Here is a 17,147-nt window from a genome sequence, read left to right as displayed (position 1 = left end):
GCGGCCGCAGCCATAGAGCGCGAACGCGGTTAGCCGCGAGGCGCCTTGGTCGACTCGCCTCAACGCGAGCATAAGCGCTCCCACGAGCTAGGCCCCGTGGGCGGCTCGTGGGAACACTGATTTCCGCGCTGAGATGACGGACCTGGATGACCAAGGGGACCAATCGGGTCTTCACCTTGGCGCGTCGTGGGCGGCGAACCGAGCGACCCTGGTTGATGACACTCTGGGGCGCGGGTTGACACCGCCACCCCCGCCCCCCTAGAAGCCGAACTTGGCGATGGATTTCCGCCTGGCGTCATGCCGAACCGCTCCTCGGGAAGGAGCCGATGATTCCTACTTTGACGCGGCATGCCGCGAGAAAGAGGAATCGTGTCTGAGCTATCGCCCCTGTTGGCCCGCATCAATGTTTCCGGTCTGCGCTTGTTCGTGCGGGCGCGGCTCGCGCATCTGTCGACAAGCCTCAAATGGGCGCTGATCCTGACGCCGACGGCGGCGGCCATCGGCTCGCTATGCGCCCTCTTTCTGTGGGCGCTCGACGAGGCCACCCGCACACGGTTCGCCCATCCGGCGCTGCTGTTTGGCCTGCCCGTCGCCGGCCTGGCGGTCGGACTGGTCTATCATTGGGTGGGCAAACCGGCCGAAGGCGGCAACAACCTGATCGTCGAACAGATTCACGAGCCGGGCGGCGGCGTGCCTCTGCGGATGGCGCCGCTGATTCTGGTCTCGACCGTGATCACCCATCTGTTTGGCGGATCGGCGGGCCGCGAAGGGACGGCCGTTCAACTGGGCGGCAGTCTTGCCAGCGCGTTTGGCAGGCTGTTCCGGCTCGATGCGGATCAGACCCGCGTGTTGTTGATGGCCGGCATCGCCGCCGGGTTCGGCGCTGTGTTCGGGACCCCGGTCGCTGGATCTGTCTTTGCTCTGGAAGTGCTAACCATCGGACAGGTGCGCTATGAGGCCCTGATCCCTTGCCTGGTCGCCGCCCTGATCGGCGACTGGACCTGTCACGCCTGGGGAATCGAGCACACCGCCTACGCCATCCACTATCACGCCGCCCCTGGCGCCTTCCGTCTCGATCCGATGTTGCTGGCCAAGGTCGCCCTGGCAGGCGTCGCCTTCGGTCTGGTCGGCCTGTTGTTTTCCGAGGCGCAGCATCGCCTGAGCGCCCAGTTCAAGCGCCTGGTCCCCTATGCGCCGCTGCGCCCGCTGATCGGCGGCGTGGTCATCATCGCCCTGGTCTTCGCGATGGGCACCCGCCAATATCTCGGCCTGGGCGTCTGGTCGCCCAATCCGGCCGACGCCACCATCCTTGGCTTCTTCAGCCCTGACCGCATCGATCACTGGAGCTGGCTGCTGAAGATCGGCTTCACGGTCATCACCCTGAGCGCGGGGTTCAAAGGCGGAGAGGTCACGCCGCTGTTCTTCATCGGCGCGGCCCTCGGCAACGCCCTGTCCTGGCTGCTGGGCGCGCCGACCGATCTCTTTGCCGCACTGGGCTTCGTGGCGGTCTTCGCGGGCGCGGCCAATACTCCCCTAGCCTGCACGATCATGGGGGTAGAGCTCTTCGGCGGCGAGCACACCGCCTACATCGCCGTGGCCTGCTTCACGGCCTACCTCTGTAGCGGACATTCGGGCATCTACCTGTCGCAACGCCTTGGCGTGGCCAAGACCGACCGCGACGAGTTCCCACCCGACATCGCTCTGCGCCAAGCCCGCCAATTGCGCGCCGCAAGGTCCGTTGACGGGTCGCCCCCACCGCTCGGCTGAGCAAAGTTCCCCACAATTCCAGCTCCCAAGGCCCGTTCATGACCTTCAAGCACGCCGTAACGACCCATGAGGTCGGCATGATCCGCATCTACATGAAGCCGCGCGACAACGCCCGCGAGCCCAAGTTGAAGACCTTCTTCAACGCCAAGCCGCTCTATCGCCAACTTGTGGAACAGGCCAAGGTCGCGGGCGTCATGAACGCCGTCGCCCATCACACGCATTATGGCTACAGCAACCATGGTCGCCTGCAGGACGAGGGCGTCGAGATCGGCAATCCCGACCTAACGATGTGTGTCGAGCTGATCGGCCCTCGCGACCAATTGGAAGCTTTCTGCCGCACGCACGGCGACCTGCTGCGCGACAAGGTGATCGTCTACAAGCACCTGGAACAATGGCGGCTCGCCGATGACGGGGTCGAGACCAGCGAAATCGCCCCAACCGCCGCCAAGCACGCTGGCTAGGGGCGCCTCCATGCTGATGACCGTGACGCTTCTGGCTGGCGCGTTCTTCGCGGCGTTGATCTCAGGGGCGGCGGGCTTTGGCGGGGCGCTCCTGCTCCTGCCGCTCCTGACCCATGTCGTCGGCGTCGAACAGGCCGTGCCGATGCTCACCATGGCGCAGTTGGTCGGGAACTTGTCGCGGGTCGGCTTGGGATGGCAGGTCGTCGATTGGAAGCTGGCCGGCGTCTTCTTGCTGACCGCCGTGCCAGCCGCCGCGGTCGGCGCTTTCTGTTTCGCTGGAGCGCCTACGCATCTGATCATCCGCCTGCTAGGCGTCGCGATCCTACTCTTCGTCCTGGCGAGATTGACCGGCATCTTGAGTTTCAGGAGCGGCTTTCCGACTCTGACGATCGGCGGCGCCCTGGTCGGATTCCTGTCGGGATTGGTCGGTAGCGCCGGGCCACTCGGCGCGGCGATCGTCCTGTCGATGAACCTCGCACCCGCCGCGTATGTCGCGACCGAGGCCGTCACGGCCATTGGCATGCACCTGACCAAGATGGTGGTCTATCAGCGGCAACTGCACTTAGGCCCGACATTCTGGCCGCTAGCGCTGGCCATGGGCGCGGCGATGTTCGCAGGAACCTGGACCGCCAAGCTGGTCATCGACCGACTACCCAAGATCGTCTTCGAGCGCGCCGTCAGCGCGCTCCTCATCCTGGTGGCGCTGCAGATGATCTGGCGCCCCTAAGCCTGGCGCGCGCTTGACGCGACAACGCCGCACGGGCAGGCCATGAGATGGCCGATCGGCCCCGGGGGCAAGGATGACCGAAGGTTTGAGCGAGGCGGCCGACCAGCCGCGATCCAAGGCGTTATCGTTCGGCGCCGGGGGATTGATCGGCACCCTGGGAGGCCTGATTGGCCTTGGTGGCGCCGAGTTTCGGCTTCCGGTCCTGATCGGCGTTTTCCAGTTCGCCGCGCTCGAGGCGGTAATCCTCAACAAGGCGATGAGCCTGATCGTCGTGGCTAGCGCCCTGCCGTTCCGCGCTCAAAGCGTCCCGCTCAGCGCGGTCATCGCCAGCTGGCCCATCCTTCTCAACCTCCTGGCGGGCAGCCTTCTGGGCGCCTGGCTGGGCGCGGGCTGGGCCACCCGGGTCAAGTCGGCGACGCTCTACAAGGTGATCGCCGCCCTCCTGGTGGTGATCGCCATCGTACTGTTGATCGGCCATGGCCACGGCGATGCGCGGCCCTTGCTCACTGGGCCCGCGCAGATCGCGGCCGGTGTCGTCGCGGGCCTCGGCATCGGCATCGTGGCCGCCCTGATGGGCGTCGCCGGCGGCGAGCTGCTGATCCCCACCTTGGTCCTGCTCTTCGGCGTCCCCCTCAAGCTCGCGGGCAGCTTGTCGCTGGCCGTCAGTCTTCCGACCATGCTGATGGGGTTCGCGCGATATAGCCGCGATCGGAGCTTCTCCGTCCTGAGACGTCACACCGGGTTCGTGCTCACCATGGCCGCGGGCTCGATTGTCGGAACCTTCATTGGCGGCCGGTTGCTCGGAGTCGTGCCGACGGCGTTCCTGCTGCCGATGTTGGCGGCGATCCTTCTCATCTCCTCCTGGAAGGTCTGGCGTCACAAATAGCGCCACGCGGGTTCAGCTATTGACTCCGTCACCTCCAAGAATGAGAACATATTAGGAACATCTAGGAGCCTAATATGCCAACCCAACGCGCCGGTCAGCGCGCGCGGCTTCACGTCTCCAGGCCGCCGCGGGTCTATCTTCGGACGATCGCCCGGCTCACCCGGATCGCGGTCCATGAGGGCTATGGCGAGACCAGGACCCGGCGCACGCTGCATTTCCTGTTGCACACCGATCGGGGCCTGAGCAGCCGCGCTGACTATGTCGATCCGCAGCATGTGCCGGACTTCGACGGCGACGTGGCCTGGTTCGAGGTCGAGAAAACCGAGCGCGGCGGCGGCCACCAATGGCCGTGGTGGCGAGCGGTGCGGCAGGTGGAGCCGCCGGCCGATGCCTGAACCTAGCGAGAGCGACCGGCGCAAGGCCGCCCGATTACAGCCGGCCATGGCCGGCACGCGCCTGGTCGATTGCCTGGAGCGTGGCTGGGACGTCCAGTTCCGTTGCCAGTACTGCGGCATGGAGCGGACCTGGGGGCGTCGCGAGTTTCTCGGCCAGCGCCTGCGCAAGCGCCTGGCCCGCACCATCGCCCAGGTCCAGGCCGGAGTGTTCTGCCCCCAGCGCGGCTGCGGCGGTCATTGGCCGATCGTGCGCCTGATGCAAGGCGGCTATCAGGATGCTCAAGCCGACACGCCTGCGGCACAGCGAGCTCATCTGGTGACGATGCTGCTCGACGCCGGGGTTCTGCCCGAACAGGTCGGCCTGTGACCGCCCGCTCGTCCCGCGCAATCGATTTCCAGCCCAGTCTCTTTGACCTGCCGATCGCCCCCAAGACGCCCCTGCCGGAGGGTTTTCGTCACCAGACCGAGCTGATCACCCCGGTCGAGGAGCAAGCCCTGGTCGCGCGGTTCGCGGACCTGGATTTCCAGCCCTACGAGCACAAAGGCTATCTGGGCCATAGGCGGGTCGCTGGGTTTGGCTGGCGACGCGGACCGGACGGCGCGCTGGTGGAGACCGGCGAGCCCCTGCCCGATTTCCTCGCCCCGCTGCTGGACAAGGTCGCGGTCTTCACGGGGTTCGCCCGCCACACCTTCGCCCACGCCCTGGTCACCGAATACGCGCCCGGCGCGGGGATCGGCTGGCATCGCGACCGGCCGCCGGCCATCGCCATCGCCGGGGTCTCGCTGCTGTCGCCCTGCACCTTCCGCCTGCGTCGTCGGTCAGGCCAAGCCTGGGACCGGGCCTCGATCGAGGCTGAGCCGCGCTCGGCCTATCTGATGAGCGGCCCCTCGCGCAGCCAATGGCAGCACAGCATCCCGCCGGTGGAGGCCCTGCGCTACTCGGTGACATTCCGCACCGTGCCCAAGCCCGCGCCAGCTCGCGCCAACGCTGCTGACGAACACGTGTTTTGAACCGCGCCGCCGCCGCCCTGACAGTGCCGGCGACCAGGACGGGAGACCTCTTATGATCGAGCACGCCTTCGAACCGGGCCAGCCGGTGATGCGCACCGGCCCCGACCTTCCGCACCTGGGGATCTTCAACGGCCAGGTCTACGAGGTGGAGGATTTCGCGCGCCATCACGCCGAAGGCCTCTATGTGCGCGGCATCCCCGAAGGACTCGACCCGGGCAACTTCCAGCCGATCCAGGCCTGAAGTCCGCGCCCGGGATCGTCACCCGCATGGGACGAGACCCGAAGGGGCTCGTCGGCGATCATTCGCGCCGCGCATGACGCCGTAGAGCCCAGTCGCGCGCGTTGCGCGCGAGGCGCCCAGCCCTGTCGCGACCTTTGACCTCCGATCGGCCCTGGCGGACAACAGACCGCCCAGAAGAGGATCGCCCATGACCGAGGCTCCGTGGACTGAAACCGAACGCCGGGCCCTGGCCCGTGCGGCGCTGGCCCTGGTGGAGACCTGCGTGCGCAACACCAAGATCGAGGATTGGCACGCCGGCCGCGAGGTGATCAGCCCCGCCGGCGACTTCAGCGACGTGAAGATCGTCACCCCGACGGGCGAGATCCCCTATCTTGAAGCCTCGCGAATTTCCGACCCCGAGATGAAGGCCTGGATGATCGAGGTCACCAATCGGGTCTTCACCTTCCTCAGCTTCCCCGATCAGCCCATCCAGCTGGGCGGCGCGGCCGGCTGGAACACGCCCAAGCTCGACGAGAAGATGGCCAAAGGCATCCGTAACCGCATCGCCATCCGGGACGGGCAGATCCGGCCGCGATCTACGGCGGACGCCCATTGGACCAGGACTGAAGCTGAGCGCCGGCCTCCGCCCCAACGGGCGCGTCCAATACAGGGATGACAAGCCAGCGCGACGCGCCCAGTTTGGCCGGCCCTATAGCGCAGGAGCTTTCCCATGAACGTTTCGGACCTGGTCGACGCCGCCGTGGCCGCCGAGCCCAAACTCACCAAGACCCAGGCCAAGGCCCTCATCGACGGCGTCTTCAAGGCGCTGAGCGATGCGGCGGTCAAGGGCGAAGAGGTCTCGATCCCGGGCTTTGGCAAGTTCAAGGTCCAGGCCAAGCCAGCGCGCACCGGCCGCAACCCGGCCACGGGCGGAACGATCGAGATCGCCGCCAGCAAGAAGGTCGCCTTCACGGCCGCCAAGCAGCTGAAAGACGCCGTCAACGGCTGACGATACGGCGACGCGACCCAGGTCCCGAACGGACCGCGGTCGTGTCGCCCCGCCGTCTTGTTGCCTTTGATTTCCGGCGCGCGCCGATGGCCGCTTGTCGGTTGCGCGATCTATCGGCGGCGCAGCAGGGTCACGGCGTGAGGACGCCATGACCCAAACCCCATCCCCTGACAAAGCCCGAACCGCCGACGGCCCGCCCCTGCGGGCGATCCGCCGCGCCCAGCTCCACAAGATCGTCCCGCTGGCCGACACGACCATCTACGAGATGGAGCGGCGCGGCGAATTCCCCCGCCGCTTCGCCCTGACCCGCCGCTGCGTGGTCTGGGATCTGGCGGAGGTCGAGACCTGGCTGGCCGAGCGCAAGCGCCAGGCTCAGGAAGGAACCCAAGAGCGCGCGCCCCTGCCCGATGTCCGCGATCGCAAGACCAGGCCGGTGCGAAGCCGCTGACCTAATCGCCCCGCCTTGCCCAGCCCCTCTCGTTTACACCGAGAGGGTCGGGGCGACGTTCAGGTCCGTGGATCCAGGGTGACCCCGTGGATGTCCGCCGGCTTCAAGGTCGGGACATGCCGCTCGCCCCGCACCCAGGCGTCGATCATGTCCGCCCACTCCTGGAGCATGTGGCGCCGCTGTTGGGCGTATTCGGCGACGTTGTAGACCCGGCGAGAGGTCCTGCGATCGACGTGGGCCAGACACTTCTCGATCCAGTCGCTTTCGAACCCGATCTCGTTCAGCAGGGTCGATCCGGTCCGTCTCAGGTCGTGGACCGTGAACGGCGCGAGCGGGAGCCCCTGCGCCTTGGCCCGCTCGGCGATCGACATCGTCACGCGGTTGAACGTCGCTCGTGACATCGGCTGGTCGGCCTCGTAGCGCGAAGGCAGCAGATAGGGCGAATTCCCAGCGCAGGTTTTTAGCGCGATCATGATGTCGAGGGCCTGGGTCGACAGGTAGATGTTGTGGGCCCGGCTGGCCTTCATACGGGCTGCGGGAATGCTCCAGATCGCGTTGACGAAGTCGACCTCGTCCCAGGTGGCGTCCTGCAGCTCGCTCTTGCGCACCAGGGTCAGCAGGATGAGCTTCATGCCAAGCCGGATCGTCGGCAAGGTCGGGACCTGCTCAAGGAGCGGATAGAGCAGCCGGATCTCCTTAGGCGACAACGCCCGCTCGCGCGGCGTGAAAGACCAGATCGACGACGGGCTGACGTCCTTGGCGGGGTTTTCCACCTTCTCGCCGTGCAGGCGCGCGAAGGCGAAGATCAGGTTGATCTGATCTCGGATGTGGATGGCGGTCGCGGGCGCCCCGCGATCCTTCACCAGCTGGCAGAGCGCGCGAACGTCGCCCGGCTCGATCTCGGTCAGCATTCGGTTCTTGAAGGCCGGCTCGACGTCGCGCTCATAGATGGCGCGGCGCATGGCGCGAGTGCTGTCGGCCATGCGGCCTTCCTCGATCCACTTGCGCCCGAAGTCGGCGAAGGTCTTGGCCGCCTTGATGCGCGCCTTGTCACGCTGCTTCTCGATGGCCGGCGAGACCCCTTCCCTCACTCTGCGCCGGGCTTCCATCCCAAGCTCGCGCGCCTTGAGCAGACTGACGCCATCGCGCCCATAGCGGCCTAGCGTCAGGGTCTCCCGGCGGTTGTTGATCCGGTAGTCAAGCCGGAAGGTGATGGAGCCCGCGGGAGAGACCACGACGTAAATACCGTCACGGTCCGCGACCTTGTACGGTTTCTTCTTTGGTTTCAGAAACTTGAGTGCTGCATCGGTGAGCATGAACGGCCTCCGTCTTGCCCCGAAAACCAAGGAAAAGGCCGCAAAATACCGTCACGCCAAAAACGGCATGTCGGGATCGCCTTTTCTGAGGAAATTCAAGGGCTTGATGTTGGAAAAAATACCGTCAGGCCTGACTTGCCTGACGGTATCAGCCGCTCGCCCTCGCGAGCAAGGTCGCGGGCGTACCGTCAATCGCACGAAATTTGAACTGGCCCCCCTCGATCGTCGCCGATCGTTGGAGAGCCAGAACACTTATTATTTCAATGATTTAACCGATATTCGCGATGGTCCGCGAAGGTCCCCGAAAGGCCCTGAATCATTCCCACTCGATGGTGCCAGGCGGCTTGCTGGTCACGTCGTAGACGACGCGGTTGACGCCGCGCACCTCGTTGATGATGCGCGTGGCGGTCTTGCCCAGGATCGGCCAGGGGAACTCGAAAAAGTCGGCGGTCATGCCGTCGGTCGAGGTCACCGCGCGCAGGGCCAGGACGTTCTCGTAGGTGCGGGCGTCGCCCATCACGCCGACCGTCTTCACGGGCAGCAGCACGGCAAAGGCCTGCCAGATCTGGTCGTAGAGGCCGGCGTTGCGAATCTCTTCCAGATAGATGGCGTCGGCGTCCTGCAGGACCTTGACCTTCTCGGGCGTGATCTCGCCAGGGATGCGGATGGCCAGGCCCGGGCCGGGGAACGGGTGGCGGCCGACGAAGGCCGGCGCCAGGCCCAGCTCGACGCCCAGGGCGCGGACCTCGTCCTTGAACAGCTCGCGCAGCGGCTCGACCAGCTTCAGCTTCATGTAGTCCGGCAGGCCGCCGACATTGTGGTGGCTCTTGATCACGGCGGAGGGGCCGCCACGCGCCGAGACGCTCTCGACCACATCGGGATAGAGCGTGCCCTGGGCCAGGAACTCGGCCCCGTCGATCTTGGCCGCTTCCTTGTCGAAGACCTCGATGAACAGGCGGCCGATGATCTTGCGCTTGGTCTCCGGGTCGCTGACGCCGGCTAGTTCGCCCAGGAACAGGTCGCCGGCGTCCACATGGATCAGCGGGATGTTGTAGTGGTCGCGGAACAGGGTGACGACCTGGTCGGCCTCGTTCTTGCGCAGCAGGCCGGTGTCGACGAAGACGCAGGTCAGCTGGTCGCCGATCGCCTCGTGGATCAGAACGGCGGCCACCGAGCTGTCGACGCCGCCGGACAGGCCGCAGATCACCTTGCCGGTCCCGACCTGGTCGCGGATCCTCGTGACCATTTCCTGGCGGAACGCCGCCATGGTCCAGTCGCCCTTCAGACCGGCCAGGGCCAGGAAGTTCTTGTAGATCTTGCCGCCATTGACCGTGTGGACCACCTCGGGGTGGAACTGGACGGCGTAGATCTTCTTGGCGTCATTCGCGATGGCCGCGAACGGCGCGCCGGTCGAGGTGGCGATGACTTCGAAGCCTTCCGGAATGGCGGTGACGCGGTCGCCATGGCTCATCCAGACGGTTTCCAGCTCGCCGACGCCGGCCAAGCCGTCGAACAGCGGGCTGGTCTTGCCGATGGTCAGTTCAGCGCGACCGAATTCACCCGCGTGGCCGCCCTCGACCTTGCCGCCGAGGACGTCGCACAGCAGCTGTTGGCCGTAGCAGATGGCCAGCATCGGCAGACCGAGGTCGAACAGCTTGCGCCCGATGCGGGGGCTGTCGTCCTCCAGCACGCTGGCCGGTCCGCCCGACAGGATAATGGCCGAGGGCTTGTACTCGTCGACCAGGGCCTCGGCCTTATCGAATGGATGGATCTCGCAATAGACGCCGGCCTCGCGCACGCGACGGGCGATCAGTTGGGTCACCTGGCTGCCGAAGTCGACGATCAGGACGCGCTGGTGTTCGGTTTCGGTGGTCATCGGCAAGTCTCCAGCGGTCTTTGTTTCGATCGGGCGGTCAGGTCAGGGGGTATAGGACGACCGCTCCAGCACGGCGGCGAAGAAGCCGTCCGTCCCGGCGCGATGAGGGGTCAGGCGCAGATAGCCTTCCGGCGTGACGTGATCGACGCCGTCCAGAGCGATCGGCTTCACGGTGAATTCTGGGTGGCGCTCAAGGAAGCCGGCGACGCGATCCTCGTTCTCGTCGACCAGCAGCGAGCAGGTTACGTAGACCATGCGGCCGCCGGCCTTCACGAAGGTCGAGGCGTCCTCCAGCACGCTGTCCTGCTCGATCTGACGCTTAGCCAGTTGATCGGGCGACAGCCGCCACTTGGCGTCGGGGTGCCGGCGCCAGGTGCCAGACCCGGTGCAGGGGGCGTCGACGAAGACCACATCGATCTTGCCTTCCAGCCCCTTCAAGGGCGTCGCCTCGATCGGCGAGCGGATCTGGAGGTTGCGGACCCCTGCCCTCTGGCCGCGCCGGATACAGTCGGCCAAGCGTCGGGCGTCGCTGTCGTGAGCGAAGATCTGGCCGGTGTTACCCATGGCCGCGGCGAGCGCGAGGGTCTTGCCGCCCCCGCCCGCGCAGAAATCCAACACCTGCTTGCCCTTGACCTCGCCGGCCACGGCGGCGGCGATCTGGGAGCCCAGGTCCTGGACCTCGAACCAGCCCTTGGAGAAGGCCGGTACGGCCTCGACCGACGGCGTGCGGTCGGCGGCGGCGGGCGCAGGGATGCGGAAGGCGTTGGGCAGGATCCCCGCCGGCGCGGCATGGATCGGCGCCAGGGCCTTGGCGCCGCGCTCGGCGTCGGTCTTCAGGGTGTTGACGCGCAGGTCGACCGGGGCGCGCTCCGACAGCACCTGCATCTCGACCGTCTGGTCGGCGCCGAACGCCCGGACCAGGCGCTCTTCCAGCCAGTCGGGATAGTCGCCGGCCACCGGGGCCGGAGCGGCGTCCAGCGAGACGGGGTTGGCCAATCGCTCGCGTTCGGCGTCTGTCAGAGGGCCGAAGCCATGCTCTTCCGCGGCCGCTTCGGAGATCCGCTCAGGCGTCCATTTCCAGGTGATCGCCAGCACGCCCAGAACGACGCCGCGCGCGCTCGCGTCGCCCATCATCCAGCCCAGCGAACGCTTGCGGCGCAGAGCATCCAGGACGAGGCCCGAAACGAAGGCGCGGTCCTTGGAGCCGGCGTAGCGCGCGGTCTCGCCCCAACGCTTCAAGGCCATCTTCGAGGGAAAATGCCGCGTCTCGATCTCGGTCAAAACCTCGATCGCCGCTGAAACCCGTCCGCCGTCGCGCATCAGACCACCAGGGCCGCGAGCAGCATCAAGATCCCGACCATCGAGGCGACCCAGGTCAAGCTGCGCACATAGGGCACGCCGAAGGCATAGAGCGGGATGTAGACAGCGCGCGCCGCCACATAGATCAGCGCGCCCAGCGAGGTGAGTTCGCCCAGGCGACCGCCGAGATAATCGACCAGCACCAGGGCCGCGAAGAACGGAAACGTCTCGCGGAAATTGGCGAAGGCGCGTTCCAGGCGCCCCGCGACGCCGGTCAGTACGACCGGCTCGTCGCGGGGCCCCGCATTCCATTTCAAGCCGCGCTGGGGCTGGGCTGCCGCGGCCGCCCACAGCAGGTGGACGATCCCGATCAGGACCGCCGCCGCCAGCATCTGCAGCTCGAAGGCCATCCGCATCGCCTAAACCGCGCTCGGATAGTTCGGGGCTTCGCGGGTGATCATCACGTCGTGGACGTGGCTTTCACGCAGGCCAGCGCCCGTGATGCGCACGAACTTGGCGCGCTTTTGCAGCTCGGGGATGGTCGGTGCGCCGACATAGCCCATGGCCGCGCGAAGACCGCCGACCAACTGGTGCAGCACCGGCGAGATCGGGCCCTTGAACGGGGTCTGGCCCTCGATGCCTTCGGGCACCAGCTTGAAGCTGTCCGTTACTTCCTTCTGGAAGTAGCGGTCGGCCGAGCCGCGGGCCATGGCGCCCACCGAGCCCATGCCGCGATAGCTCTTGTACGAGCGACCCTGGTACAGGAACACCTCGCCCGGCGCCTCTTCGGTGCCCGCGAACATCGAGCCCATCATGGCGGTCGAGGCCCCGGCCGCGATGGCCTTGGCCAGATCGCCCGAATACTTGATGCCGCCGTCGGCGATGATCGGGGTGTTGCTCTCGCGACCGGCGCGCACGGCTTCCATGATCGCGGTCAGCTGCGGCACGCCCACGCCCGCGACGATGCGGGTGGTGCAGATCGAGCCCGGGCCGATGCCCACCTTCACCGCGTCGGCGCCGGCGTCGATCAGGGCGCGGGCGGCGTCGTAGGTGGCGATGTTGCCGGCCACGATCTGGACGCGGTTGGCTTCGCGCTTCAGGCGCGAGACGGCCTGGGCGACCTGGCTGGAGTGGCCATGGGCGGTGTCGATGACGACGACGTCGACGCCGGCGTCCACCAGGCCCATCGAGCGCTCGAAACCGGCGTCGCCGACGGTCGAGGCCGCGCCGACCAGCAGGCGGCCCTTGTCGTCCTTGGCCGCCAGGGGGTGGGCCTGGGCCTTCTCGATGTCCTTCACCGTGACCAGGCCGACGGCGCGATAGGCCTCGTCGACGACGATCAGGCGTTCGATCTTGTGCTTGCGGAGCAGCTCACGGGCTTCGACTTGGTCGACGCCCTCGCCCACCGTGATCAGCCCTTCACGGGTCATGATCGCCGAGGCCGGGACATTGGCGTCGCCTTCGAAGCGCATGTCGCGGTTCGTGACGATGCCGACCAGCTTGCCGGTGCCACGCTCGACCACCGGGAAGCCCGAGATCTTGCGGCGGGCCGTGATCTCGCGGATCTCGGCCAGGGTGGTGTCGGGATGGATGGTCAGCGGATTGATGACCATGCCGCTTTCGTAACGCTTGACCTCGCGCACCTGGTCGGCCTGCTCCTCGTTGGTGAGGTTGCGGTGCAGGACGCCCAGGCCGCCGGCTTGCGCCATGGCGATGGCGAGGCGGCTTTCGGTCACCGTGTCCATGGCGGCGGACACGAGCGGTATGTTCAGACTGATTTCACGCGTGAACCGGGTCTCGGTCGTCACCTGAGTAGGCATGACGTCGGACGGGCCGGGTTCGAGCAAAACGTCGTCGAAGGTGAGCCCTTCGCGAATCTCCATCGGAGTCTCCATTTTGCGGCGCGTATGTAGCCGCGAGGCCGCCGGTTGTCGACCCGCCGCAAGTGCGAAATGGAGATGAATTTTTCTCAGGGAAGAACGGCGACGTCGGGAACGCCGCCGCAGGGGATCCTAGACCGGCTTGGCGCCCGGCGTGCCGCACTTGGCGAACTTGCCCTTGGCGTCCTTGCACTTGGTCGGCTTGGCCGGCGCGGCGGCCGGGCACTTGATGAACTTACCCTTGGCGTCCTTGCAGGGCGCGGCGGAGGCGACGCTGGCGCCCGACAAGGCGATGGCAAAGGCGGCGACGATGCTCAGGGACTTCAACATGGGTAGCCTCTTGGTGGACGCGAAACGCGCATTTCAGACGCTCGTGCGGAGGCCGACCGCTGACAAGAGGGAGAATTGTAAATTTCCCTGCTTATTCAACTATTTAGGATTGCTTTTGCCACCTTCGCAATCCAGGCGATAGCAACTTCAGTCGGCGAGCGCCGAAAGGCCCACGCGGCCTAGCTTCGAGACGATCGAGACACCGTCCCCGGCGTCGATGAGCTCTTCCGGCTTTGGGGCGTCGACCACGCGGCCATCGACGCGGTCGATTCGAACCACCAGCAGCCCGCCGCCGCGACGCTCGAACTCCCCGACCGTCACACGCCGGGCCGCGAAGGACGCGGGCGCGGTCACGACGCTGAGATCCAGCCCCAAGGTCGCCAAGCGCGCTTCCTGCTGGCCCGTGTCGGACTGTGCGCCACGCAGAAAGCTGGCCAGCCTCGGGTAGAGAATGATCTCGGCGATCCGCTCCGCGCCGATGTGGGTGGGCATGACCACCTTGTCCGCGCCGGCCTGGATCAGCTTTCGTTCGGTCGTAGGACGCTCGCCGCGGGCGATGATCTCAAGCTTGGGATTGAGGCTGCGGGCCGACAGGGTGATGAACACATTGGCCGCGTCGTCTGGCAGGACCGTGGCCAGGACCTTGGCCCTCTCGACACGCATCGCGCGCAGGACGTCCTCGTCGGTCGCATCGGCATGACGGCAAAGATAGCCGAGATCCCGCGCTTCCTGACAGCGCGCCTCGTCGCGCTCCACGACGACGAAGGTCTCGGCCGCCGAGGCCAGCTCGCCGGCCAGCATGAGCCCGATGCGGCCGAAACCGCAGATGATGATGTGGCCCTCGAGCCGGTCGATATCGCGTTCCACGCGCTTTCCGAAGAACTGTTCGAGTTGAGACTGGGTCAGCGCCTGAACCAGCGAACCGGTGACCACGATCACCCCGGTGCACCCGAACACCATCGTGGCCATGGTGATCATGTGCAAGTAGCCGGTGTCTATCGGCCTGACTTCACCGTAGCCCACCGTGAAAATGGTCAGGGTGACCATGTAGATGGCGTCGTCGAATGACCAGCCCGCGCTCAGATAGCCGACGACGGCGAAGAGGCCGACCAGGAAAACGAAAGCGACCGAGATCGCCAGATTGCGGAACGGCCGGGCGACCAGCGCCCCGATCGCGCCCCCCGGCCGGCTCACCGTCCCTTGAACCCCGTCGCGACCAGGAAGACCTCCGAGCTGTCGGCGCGGCTAGCCTTGGGCTTGAAGTGCTGGACCTTGTCGAAGTGGCGCTTGAGACGCCCTATGACCTCGGCCGTTTCGCCGCCTTGGAAGGCCTTGGCGACGAAGGCGCCGCCCGGCTTCAGAACATCAATCGCGAACTCGGCGGCGATTTCGATCAGGCCGACGATGCGCAGGTGGTCGGTTTCGCGGTGGCCCACGGTATTGGGCGCCATGTCGGACAGGACGACGTCGGGCGCGCCGTCCAGGAGCTCAAGCAGCTTGCCGGGCGCGTCGTCGGCGGTGAAATCCATCTCCAGCAGGTGCGCCGGGGCGACCGGATCAACCGGCAGCAGGTCGATGCCGGCCAGTTGGGTCACGCCGCGCTCGACGGCGATCTGCAGCCAGCCGCCCGGTGCGCAACCCAGGTCGATGACCTTGGCGCCCTTGTGGAAGAAGCGAAACTTGTCGTCGATCTCGCTAATCTTGAACGCAGCGCGGCTACGATAGCCCAGGGCGCGGGCCTTGGCCGAGAACGGGTCGTTGATCTGGCGCTCCAGCCACGCCTGCTGGCTGGGCGTGCGGCCATAAGCCGTCTTCAGGCGCGCGGGCTTGGCGCGACCGCCTTCAGTGCCGCCGGCTGGCGGCTTGACCATGCGCTTGCGGGGGGGCTCTTCATCGCTCATGCGGCTACCGGCTTCTTGGACGATCCGCCGCGACGACGCCGACGCGGGCGCTTCTGCTGGTCGGACATCAGGGACATCAGAAGGCCCTCTCTAAGGCCTCGGTCGGCGACACGCACGCGCGAACATGGCCACAGCTCCTGAACGGCCTGCAGAATGGCCGCCCCCGCGAGGACAAGATCGGCTCGATCCGCGCCAATGCACGGCTCCAGGGCACGCTCGGCCGCCGTCAGGCCCTGCAGCCGCTCGGACGCGGCGTCGCAGTCGGCGCGGTCCATCCAGAGACCGTCGACGATGTTGCGGTCATAGCGCGGGAGGCCCAGGTGAAGGCCCGCCAGGCTGGTGATGGCGCCCGAGGTGCCGATCAGATGCGCCCTGCCCTCGGCGAAGATCTCTCGCATGGGTTCGGCGTGCGGGAACGCTTCGATGCGAGCCTTCACATCGTCGACCATGGCCCGGAACCAGCCTTCGTCGGCGCGCTCACCCTCGGGAAAGCGCTCGGCCAGCGTGACGACGCCCACCGGGATCGACAGCCAGGCCTTGATCGGCAGCTTCCAGGCGGCGAACTGGCGCGGCTTGGCGTCCAGGCCGCCCGCCTTCAGGTCGACCCAGGACAATTCGGTCGAGCCACCGCCGACATCGACCACCAGGGCCGCGTCCTGCTCGCGGTCGAACAGGCTCATGCAACCGGCCACCGACAGCTGGGCTTCCTCGCGCGGGCTGATGATCTGCAGCTTGAGGCCCGTTTCTTCCTGCACCCGCCTGACGAAGTCGGGACCATTGGTCGCACCCCGACAGGCCTGGGTCGCCACGGCCTTCACGCGGATCGCCTTGCGGCGGCGAATCTTCTCGGCGCAGACCTTCAGGGCCGCCAGCGAGCGCTCCATGGCGGCCTCTGACAGCTGACCGGTCTGCGACAGGCCCTCGCCCAGGCGCACGATGCGGGAATAGGCCTCGACGACGCGGAACCCGCGCGGCGTGGGCGTGGCCACCAGCAGGCGGCAGTTGTTGGTCCCCAGGTCGAGCGCCGCGTAACAAGCGACGGACTCCTCCTGAGACCTCCGGCGCCGGCCTTGTGGCGCGCCGGGCGCACGCGGCGCCTCCGACATGGTCTCTACTACCTGTCTCGCAGGTGTTCGCGAACGGTCGCGAAACCTCACTTCGACTCGACCATATCATGTGACTCGCCCACTGGAAGGCGCCCGCTTGTGTTCCGCGTGCTGACCTCTACGTTCAGGATTCAGTCAGGTCCGCCCGGCTATTCCTAACGCCATGAACTCGAGACTCGCTAAATTCGCGATCGGACAGGTCGTCAGGCACCGCATCTTCCCGTTCCGGGGCGTGGTGTTCGACGTCGACCCCGTGTTCGCCAATACCGACGAGTGGTGGGAGTCCATCCCCGAGGACATCCGGCCGACCAAGGACCAGCCGTTCTACCACCTGCTGGCCGAAAACGAGGACAACAGCTACGTCGCCTATGTGTCGGAGCAGAACCTGCTGCCGGACGACAGCGGCGAGCCCGTCGGTCACCCGCAAACCGCGGTGATCTTCGAGTCGTTCGACCACGGGCTTTACAAGCTTCGGCCCCGAATTTCCCACTAGGCGGCACGCTTCTCCGCCGAAC

21 protein-coding genes and 1 riboswitch are annotated in these 17,147 nt (G+C 66.6%); of the genes, 12 read left to right on the top strand and 9 right to left on the bottom strand.

Going from position 1 to position 17,147, the window contains the following annotated elements; all coding sequences use genetic code 11:
- The first annotated feature begins 264 nt into the window (after positions 1-264).
- Positions 265-343: riboswitch (Fluoride riboswitch) on the top strand.
- A gap of 26 nt (positions 344-369) precedes the next feature.
- From ACW175_RS09240 to ACW175_RS09190, 11 genes are all read left to right on the top strand, one after another.
- The gene (locus ACW175_RS09240; RefSeq protein WP_492104260.1) at positions 370-1,767 is read left to right on the top strand and encodes a voltage-gated chloride channel family protein; all 1,398 of its coding nucleotides are present in this window, start codon (positions 370-372) and stop codon (positions 1,765-1,767) included.
- Positions 1,768-1,805: 38 nt separating this feature from the next.
- A complete protein-coding gene (locus ACW175_RS09235; RefSeq protein WP_492104259.1) occupies positions 1,806-2,228 on the top strand; it encodes a DUF190 domain-containing protein in 423 nt (140 codons plus the stop codon).
- Positions 2,229-2,238: 10 nt separating this feature from the next.
- Positions 2,239-2,955, top strand: a complete 717-nt coding sequence (locus ACW175_RS09230; RefSeq protein WP_492104258.1) for a sulfite exporter TauE/SafE family protein — start codon at positions 2,239-2,241, stop codon at positions 2,953-2,955.
- Positions 2,956-3,028: 73 nt separating this feature from the next.
- Positions 3,029-3,841: a sulfite exporter TauE/SafE family protein gene (locus ACW175_RS09225; protein WP_492104257.1), complete on the top strand. Its 813-nt coding sequence runs from the start codon at positions 3,029-3,031 to the stop codon at positions 3,839-3,841.
- A 74-nt stretch (positions 3,842-3,915) separates the two neighbouring features.
- Entirely contained in the window at positions 3,916-4,236 is a 321-nt protein-coding gene (locus ACW175_RS09220) for a hypothetical protein (RefSeq protein ID WP_492104256.1), read from the top strand.
- Positions 4,229-4,603 (top strand): hypothetical protein, encoded by a 375-nt coding sequence (locus ACW175_RS09215; RefSeq protein WP_492104255.1) that lies wholly within the window; start codon positions 4,229-4,231, stop codon positions 4,601-4,603. Before ACW175_RS09220 ends, ACW175_RS09215 begins: the two co-directional genes overlap by 8 nt.
- Positions 4,600-5,247 (top strand): alpha-ketoglutarate-dependent dioxygenase AlkB, encoded by a 648-nt coding sequence (locus ACW175_RS09210; protein WP_492104254.1) that lies wholly within the window; start codon positions 4,600-4,602, stop codon positions 5,245-5,247. Before ACW175_RS09215 ends, ACW175_RS09210 begins: the two co-directional genes overlap by 4 nt.
- 52 nt (positions 5,248-5,299) lie before the next feature.
- Positions 5,300-5,488 (top strand): hypothetical protein, encoded by a 189-nt coding sequence (locus ACW175_RS09205; protein ID WP_125157513.1) that lies wholly within the window; start codon positions 5,300-5,302, stop codon positions 5,486-5,488.
- 187 nt (positions 5,489-5,675) lie between these two features.
- The gene (locus ACW175_RS09200; protein WP_492104253.1) at positions 5,676-6,143 is read left to right on the top strand and encodes a hypothetical protein; all 468 of its coding nucleotides are present in this window, start codon (positions 5,676-5,678) and stop codon (positions 6,141-6,143) included.
- Positions 6,144-6,197: 54 nt separating this feature from the next.
- Positions 6,198-6,476, top strand: a complete 279-nt coding sequence (locus tag ACW175_RS09195) for an HU family DNA-binding protein (protein ID WP_012286257.1) — start codon at positions 6,198-6,200, stop codon at positions 6,474-6,476.
- Positions 6,477-6,624: 148 nt separating this feature from the next.
- On the top strand, positions 6,625-6,924 hold the full coding sequence (locus ACW175_RS09190; protein WP_492104252.1) for a helix-turn-helix transcriptional regulator: 300 nt from the start codon (positions 6,625-6,627) through the stop codon (positions 6,922-6,924).
- Positions 6,925-6,983: 59 nt separating this feature from the next.
- Here ACW175_RS09190 and ACW175_RS09185 read toward each other — a convergent pair whose 3' ends face one another.
- The 9 genes from ACW175_RS09185 to ACW175_RS09145 form a co-directional block, all read right to left on the bottom strand.
- The gene (locus ACW175_RS09185) at positions 6,984-8,240 is read right to left on the bottom strand and encodes a tyrosine-type recombinase/integrase (protein ID WP_492104251.1); all 1,257 of its coding nucleotides are present in this window, start codon (positions 8,238-8,240) and stop codon (positions 6,984-6,986) included.
- A gap of 316 nt (positions 8,241-8,556) precedes the next feature.
- A complete protein-coding gene (gene guaA, locus ACW175_RS09180) occupies positions 8,557-10,116 on the bottom strand; it encodes a glutamine-hydrolyzing GMP synthase (RefSeq protein ID WP_492104250.1) in 1,560 nt (519 codons plus the stop codon).
- A 42-nt stretch (positions 10,117-10,158) separates the two neighbouring features.
- Positions 10,159-11,436, bottom strand: coding sequence for an RsmB/NOP family class I SAM-dependent RNA methyltransferase (locus ACW175_RS09175; RefSeq protein WP_492104249.1), 1,278 nt, complete (start codon positions 11,434-11,436; stop codon positions 10,159-10,161).
- Positions 11,436-11,831: an MAPEG family protein gene (locus ACW175_RS09170; RefSeq protein ID WP_099577179.1), complete on the bottom strand. Its 396-nt coding sequence runs from the start codon at positions 11,829-11,831 to the stop codon at positions 11,436-11,438. The genes ACW175_RS09175 and ACW175_RS09170 overlap by 1 nt, the downstream gene beginning before the upstream one ends.
- Before the next feature lie 3 nt (positions 11,832-11,834).
- Positions 11,835-13,298, bottom strand: coding sequence for an IMP dehydrogenase (guaB, locus tag ACW175_RS09165; protein WP_492104248.1), 1,464 nt, complete (start codon positions 13,296-13,298; stop codon positions 11,835-11,837).
- A gap of 129 nt (positions 13,299-13,427) precedes the next feature.
- Entirely contained in the window at positions 13,428-13,625 is a 198-nt protein-coding gene (locus ACW175_RS09160; RefSeq protein WP_492104247.1) for a hypothetical protein, read from the bottom strand.
- Positions 13,626-13,772: 147 nt separating this feature from the next.
- Positions 13,773-14,819: a potassium channel family protein gene (locus ACW175_RS09155; protein WP_492104246.1), complete on the bottom strand. Its 1,047-nt coding sequence runs from the start codon at positions 14,817-14,819 to the stop codon at positions 13,773-13,775.
- Entirely contained in the window at positions 14,816-15,526 is a 711-nt protein-coding gene (locus ACW175_RS09150) for an RlmE family RNA methyltransferase (RefSeq protein WP_099577167.1), read from the bottom strand. The genes ACW175_RS09155 and ACW175_RS09150 overlap by 4 nt, the downstream gene beginning before the upstream one ends.
- Positions 15,523-16,632 (bottom strand): Ppx/GppA phosphatase family protein, encoded by a 1,110-nt coding sequence (locus ACW175_RS09145; protein ID WP_099577165.1) that lies wholly within the window; start codon positions 16,630-16,632, stop codon positions 15,523-15,525. The genes ACW175_RS09150 and ACW175_RS09145 overlap by 4 nt, the downstream gene beginning before the upstream one ends.
- Positions 16,633-16,795: 163 nt before the next feature.
- Here ACW175_RS09145 and hspQ point away from each other — a divergent pair, with 163 nt between their 5' ends.
- Entirely contained in the window at positions 16,796-17,125 is a 330-nt protein-coding gene (gene hspQ / locus ACW175_RS09140) for a heat shock protein HspQ (protein WP_099577162.1), read from the top strand.
- The last annotated feature ends 22 nt before the right edge of the window (positions 17,126-17,147 follow it).

This window comes from Caulobacter sp. FV1ye6ST (assembly GCF_058681225.1).
This window is presented reverse-complemented; position numbering and strand designations above follow the sequence as displayed.

Excerpts from the sequence above, each read along its gene's own strand:
- ACW175_RS09195 (WP_012286257.1), top strand. The coding sequence starts at position 6,198 with ATGAACGTTTCGGACCTGGTCGACGCCGCCGTGGCCGCCGAGCCCAAA.
- ACW175_RS09175 (WP_492104249.1), bottom strand. The coding sequence starts at position 11,436 with ATGCGCGACGGCGGACGGGTTTCAGCGGCGATCGAGGTTTTGACCGAG.
- hspQ (WP_099577162.1), top strand. The coding sequence starts at position 16,796 with ATGAACTCGAGACTCGCTAAATTCGCGATCGGACAGGTCGTCAGGCAC.
- ACW175_RS09150 (WP_099577167.1), bottom strand. The coding sequence starts at position 15,526 with ATGAGCGATGAAGAGCCCCCCCGCAAGCGCATGGTCAAGCCGCCAGCC.
- ACW175_RS09145 (WP_099577165.1), bottom strand. The coding sequence starts at position 16,632 with ATGTCGGAGGCGCCGCGTGCGCCCGGCGCGCCACAAGGCCGGCGCCGG.
- ACW175_RS09220 (WP_492104256.1), top strand. The coding sequence starts at position 3,916 with ATGCCAACCCAACGCGCCGGTCAGCGCGCGCGGCTTCACGTCTCCAGG.
- ACW175_RS09230 (WP_492104258.1), top strand. The coding sequence starts at position 2,239 with ATGCTGATGACCGTGACGCTTCTGGCTGGCGCGTTCTTCGCGGCGTTG.
- ACW175_RS09235 (WP_492104259.1), top strand. The coding sequence starts at position 1,806 with ATGACCTTCAAGCACGCCGTAACGACCCATGAGGTCGGCATGATCCGC.
- guaB (WP_492104248.1), bottom strand. The coding sequence starts at position 13,298 with ATGGAGATTCGCGAAGGGCTCACCTTCGACGACGTTTTGCTCGAACCC.
- ACW175_RS09200 (WP_492104253.1), top strand. The coding sequence starts at position 5,676 with ATGACCGAGGCTCCGTGGACTGAAACCGAACGCCGGGCCCTGGCCCGT.
- ACW175_RS09185 (WP_492104251.1), bottom strand. The coding sequence starts at position 8,240 with ATGCTCACCGATGCAGCACTCAAGTTTCTGAAACCAAAGAAGAAACCG.
- ACW175_RS09190 (WP_492104252.1), top strand. The coding sequence starts at position 6,625 with ATGACCCAAACCCCATCCCCTGACAAAGCCCGAACCGCCGACGGCCCG.
- ACW175_RS09170 (WP_099577179.1), bottom strand. The coding sequence starts at position 11,831 with ATGCGGATGGCCTTCGAGCTGCAGATGCTGGCGGCGGCGGTCCTGATC.
- guaA (WP_492104250.1), bottom strand. The coding sequence starts at position 10,116 with ATGACCACCGAAACCGAACACCAGCGCGTCCTGATCGTCGACTTCGGC.
- ACW175_RS09225 (WP_492104257.1), top strand. The coding sequence starts at position 3,029 with ATGACCGAAGGTTTGAGCGAGGCGGCCGACCAGCCGCGATCCAAGGCG.
- ACW175_RS09215 (WP_492104255.1), top strand. The coding sequence starts at position 4,229 with ATGCCTGAACCTAGCGAGAGCGACCGGCGCAAGGCCGCCCGATTACAG.
- ACW175_RS09160 (WP_492104247.1), bottom strand. The coding sequence starts at position 13,625 with ATGTTGAAGTCCCTGAGCATCGTCGCCGCCTTTGCCATCGCCTTGTCG.
- ACW175_RS09205 (WP_125157513.1), top strand. The coding sequence starts at position 5,300 with ATGATCGAGCACGCCTTCGAACCGGGCCAGCCGGTGATGCGCACCGGC.